Source organism: Pyxidicoccus trucidator, from assembly GCF_010894435.1.
GTDB classification, from domain to species: Bacteria; Myxococcota; Myxococcia; order Myxococcales; family Myxococcaceae; genus Myxococcus; species Myxococcus trucidator.
Genome location: NZ_JAAIXZ010000033.1, coordinates 1 through 4,800, shown reverse-complemented (window position 1 = coordinate 4,800; position 4,800 = coordinate 1). Strand labels below are relative to the sequence as shown.

Here is a 4,800-nt window from a genome sequence, read left to right as displayed (position 1 = left end):
AGGTGCCCGCCTCCATTCCCATCGGCACCCCCATCACCGCCACCCAGGTGTACCTGCTCGACCCGCACGGCCAGCCGGTGCCCGCTGGCGTGCCCGGGGAGCTCTTCATCGGCGGCGAGGGCCTGGCCCGCGGCTACGTGCGCCGCCCCGACCTCACCGCCGAGCGCTTCCTCCCCAACCCCTTCAGCCCCACTCCCGGCGCGCGCATGTACCGCACCGGCGACCTGGCTCGCTGGCGCCACGACGGCGTGCTCGAGTTCCTCGGCCGCACTGACTTCCAGGTGAAGATTCGCGGCTTCCGCATCGAGCTCGCCGAAGTCGAGGCCGCCCTGCTCGCCTTCCCCGGCGTGCGCGAGGCTGTTGCCCTCGCTCGTGAGGACGTGCCCGGCGACAAGCGTCTCGTCGGCTACCTCACCGCCGACGCCTCCCTGGATCTGGGCGCCCTGCGCGCGCACCTGCAAGGGCGACTGCCCGAGTACATGGTGCCCTCCGCCCTGGTGCGCCTGGACTCCTTCCCGCTCACGGCCAACGCCAAGGTGGACCGCAAGGCCCTGCCTGCCCCGGAGTCTCGCGCCGAGCTGCGCGCCTACGTGGCGCCGCGGACTCCCACCGAGCAAGCGCTGGCGAGCATCTGGGCCGAAGTGCTGCGCGTCGACAAGGTGGGCCTGCAGGACAGCTTCTTCGAGTTGGGCGGCCACTCCCTGCTCGCCACCCAGCTCGTCGCCCGCATCCGCTCGGCGTTCAACGTCGAGCTGCCCCTGCGCGCCCTCTTCGAGGCCTCCTCCCTGGAGGGGCTCGCCGCCCGCGTCGACCAGGCTGCTCAAGGCGCCTCGCTACCCCCACTGCGTCCGATGCCCCGGAAGGACGCGCCGCTGCCGCTGTCCTTCGCCCAGCAACGCCTGTGGTTCCTGGACCAGCTCCAGCCCGGCGGCATCCAGTACAACATGCCCACCGCGCTCCGTTTCGACGGAGCACTCGATGTGGCCGCGATGGAGCGCGCCTTCACCGAGCTGGTGCGTCGCCATGAAGCCCTGCGCACCCACTTCCGCGATGAAGGCGGCACCCCCGTCCAGCTCATCGCTCCACCCGCGCCCTTCCACCTGCCCATGGTGGACCTGTCCTCGCGCGAGGACCGCGAAGCCGAGGCACGCCGTCTGGCCATGGAAGAGGCCGGACGCGCCTTCGACCTGACCCACGGTCCCCTGCTGCGCGCCTCGCTCCTGCGCCTGTCCGAGCAGCAGCACGTGCTGCTGCTCAACGTGCACCACATCGTCTCCGACGGCTGGTCCATGGGCGTGCTGGTACGCGAGATGGGGATGCTCTACGCGGCCTGCTCCTCCGGCCAGCCCTCGCCCCTGGCCGAGCTGCCCGTGCAGTACGCGGACTACGCCCTCTGGCAGCGCTCGTGGCTGCACGGCGATGCGCTGGCGCAGCAGGTGTCCTGGTGGAAGCAGTACCTCTCTGGAGCGCCCGCGCACCTGGAGCTGCCCACCGACTTCCCGCGTCCGCCCGTTCTCTCGCCTCGCGGCGCCTCGGTGCCCGTGCGCCTGTCGCGCGAGCTGAGCGAGTCCCTCAAGGCCCTGGCACAGCGCGAAGGCGCCACGCCCTTCATGCTGCTGCTGGCCTCCTTCCAGTTGCTGCTGTCGCGCTACTCCGGCCAGGACGATGTCGTCGTCGGCACCCCCATCGCCGGCCGCCGCCACGCGGAGACCGAGGCCCTCATCGGCTTCTTCGTCAACACCCTCGTCCTGCGCACCCACTTCGACGGACAGCGCACCTTCCAAGAGGTACTGGCCGAGGTCCGCAAGGCCACCCTCGGTGCCTACGAGCACCAGGACGTTCCGTTCGAGAAGCTCGTCGAGGAACTGCAGCCCGTGCGCGACCTGAGCCGCTCGGCATTGTTCCAGGCGCTCTTCGCCCTGCAGAACGCGCCCGTGCAGGACATGCCGCTTCCCGGCCTGTCGCTGCGCCCGTTCGAGGCCGAGGACACCGCCGCGGCCAAGTTCGAGCTCACCCTCAACCTGGCCGAGTCCGCCGACGGTTTCGGCGGCAGCCTTCAGTTCAGCACCGACCTCTTCACCCAGGCCACCGCCGCCCGCATGGTGCGCCACCTGGGTGCCCTGTTGGAGGCCGCCGTCACCGCGCCGCAGACGCCCGTCAGCGCGCTGCCCCTGCTGTCCGAGGCCGAGCGCCAGCAGCTGCTGGTGCACTGGAACGACACCTCCCTCGGCACGGACTACCCGCGCGAGTCCACCCTGCCCGACGTCTTCGCCCAGGTGGTGGCCCGCCACCCCGACAAGGTCGCCGTCGAGTTCGAGGACACGAAGCTCACCTACCGCCAGTTGGACGCGCACTCCAACCGGCTCGCGCACCACCTGCGAAGCCTGGGCGTGTCCACCGACGCACGCGTGGCCATTGCCGTGGAGCGCTCGCTGGAGCTGGTGGTAGCGCTGGTGGGCATCCTCAAGGCCGGCGCGGCCTACGTCCCGCTGGACCCCGCGTACCCGCGCGAGCGGCTCGCCGCCATGGTGGAGGATGCGCGCCCGCGCGTGCTCATCACGACCGGCGCGCTGCTGGCGAAGCTGCCCGCGGAAGGGCTGTCCACCGTGCTGCTGGAGGAGTCCTCCCTGGCAGAAGCGCCCGCGCACGCGCCGCCCCCGGCCGCGCTGCCCGACAGCCTCGCGTATATCGACTTCACCTCCGGCTCCACCGGCCGGCCCAAGGGCGTGGGCACGACGCACCGGGCGGTGCTGCGCACCTTCTTCGGCGTCGACTACGCCCACTTCGGGCCCGAGGAGACCTTCCTCCTCAACGCCCCCATCTCCTTCGATGCCTCCACCCTGGAGCTGTGGGGCGCGCTGCTGCACGGCGCCAGGCTGGTCGTCATGCCGCCCCAGCCGCATTCGCTCGAAGAGCTGGGACGCACCCTCCAGCGGTCCGGCGTCACGACGCTCTGGCTCACCTCCGGCCTCTTCACCCAGATGGTGGAGGGCAACCTCGAGGGCCTGCGCACGGTGAAGCAGGTGCTGACGGGCGGCGACGTCGTCTCCGCCCCGCACGTCCGCCGCGTGCTGGAAGCGCTGCCTGCGTCCGTCGTCAACGGCTACGGCCCGACCGAGAGCACCGTCTTCGCGACCAGCCACTCCATGACAGCGCCCTCGCACGCAGAGGGCGCCTCTCTTCCCATTGGCAGGCCCCTGGCCCACACGCGCGTCTATGTCCTGGACGCGCACGGCCAGCCCGTGCCCATCGGTGTACCCGGAGAGCTGTTCATTGGCGGCGACGGCCTGGCGCGGGGCTACATGGAGCAGCCCGCGCTCACCGCGGAGCGCTTCGTCCCCAACCCCTTCTCCTCGGCTCCGGGTGCCCGCCTGTACCGCACCGGCGACAAGGCGCGCTGGCGGGCCGACGGCTCCCTTGACTACCTCGGCCGCCTCGACTTCCAGGTGAAGCTGCGCGGCTTCCGTATCGAGCTGGGCGAAATCGAAGCCACCCTCGCTCGGCACCCCCACGTGCGCGAGGCCCTGGTGCTCGTGCGCGAGGACTCGCCCGGCGACCAGCGCCTGGTGGGCTACTTCACCTCGCAGGCACAGCCCCTCGAGCCGTCCGCCCTGCGCGCCTTCCTCAAGGAGCACCTGCCCGAGTACATGGTGCCCGGCGCCCTCGTGCCGCTGGAGGCCTTCCCCCTCACGCCCAACGGCAAGGTGAACCGCAAGGCGCTGCCCGCGCCGGAGGCCTCGCTGCTGGCCTCCGCCAGTGTCTACGTGGCGCCACGAACTCCCACCGAGGAGCGGCTGGCCTCACTCTGGGCCGAGGTGCTGCGCGTCGAGCGTGTGGGCATCCACGACCACTTCTTCGAGCTGGGCGGCCACTCGCTGCTGGCCACCCAGGTGGTGGCTCGCATCCGCTCGGCCTTCAACATCGAGCTGCCCCTCCGCGCCCTCTTCGAGGCGCCCACGCTGGAGCAGCTTGCGCGGCGCGTGGAGCAGACCCGCACCCACGCGGAGCTGCCTCCGCTGCGCCCGGCCCCTCGGGATCGACTGCTGCCGCTGTCCTTCGCGCAGCAGCGCCTGTGGTTCCTGGATCAGCTCCAGCCCGGCTCGCCCTCGTACAACATGCCCACCGCCCTACGGCTGGACGGCATGCTGGACGTGGCTGCGCTGGGGCGCGCCTTCACCGAGCTGGTGCGCCGCCATGAGGCCCTGCGCACCACCTTCCGCGACGAGGGCGGCACTCCCGTCCAGCTCATCTCTCCGCCCGCGCCCTTCGACCTGCCGGTTCTGGATCTGTCCTCGAACGAGGATCGCGAGGCCAGGGCCCGGCTGCTGGCGCAACAGGATGCCGTCCGCGCCTTCGATTTGACCCGCGGCCCGCTGCTGCGCGCGTCACTCCTGCGCCTGGCCGAGCAGCAGCACGTGCTGCTGCTCAACATGCACCACGTCGTCTCCGACGGCTGGTCCATGGGCGTGCTCGTCTCCGAGATTGGCGCCCTCTACCAGGCCTTCTCCGCTGGCCGGCCTTCGTCCCTGCCCGAGCTGCCCGTGCAGTACGCCGACTTCGCCGTCTGGCAGCGCTCGTGGCTGCATGGCGACACTCTCGACAGGCAGGTGTCCTGGTGGAAGCAGCAGCTCTCCGGCGCGCCTCATGCGCTGGAGCTGCCCACCGACTTCCCTCGCCCGCCCGTCCAGTCCTTCCGTGGCGGTCTGGTCAGCTTCCGCCTCTCGCCCCAGCTCGGCCGCTCCCTGGAAGCCCTCAGCCAGAAGGAGGGCGCCACCCTCTTCATGGCCCTGCTCGCCTCCA

The 4,800-nt window shown here is 71.3% G+C and carries 1 protein-coding gene; it reads left to right on the top strand.

The annotated features are described in order from the left end of the window. The coding region (locus G4D85_RS46865; protein WP_164021357.1) for a non-ribosomal peptide synthetase at positions 1-4,800 on the top strand (4,800 nt) is incomplete at both ends.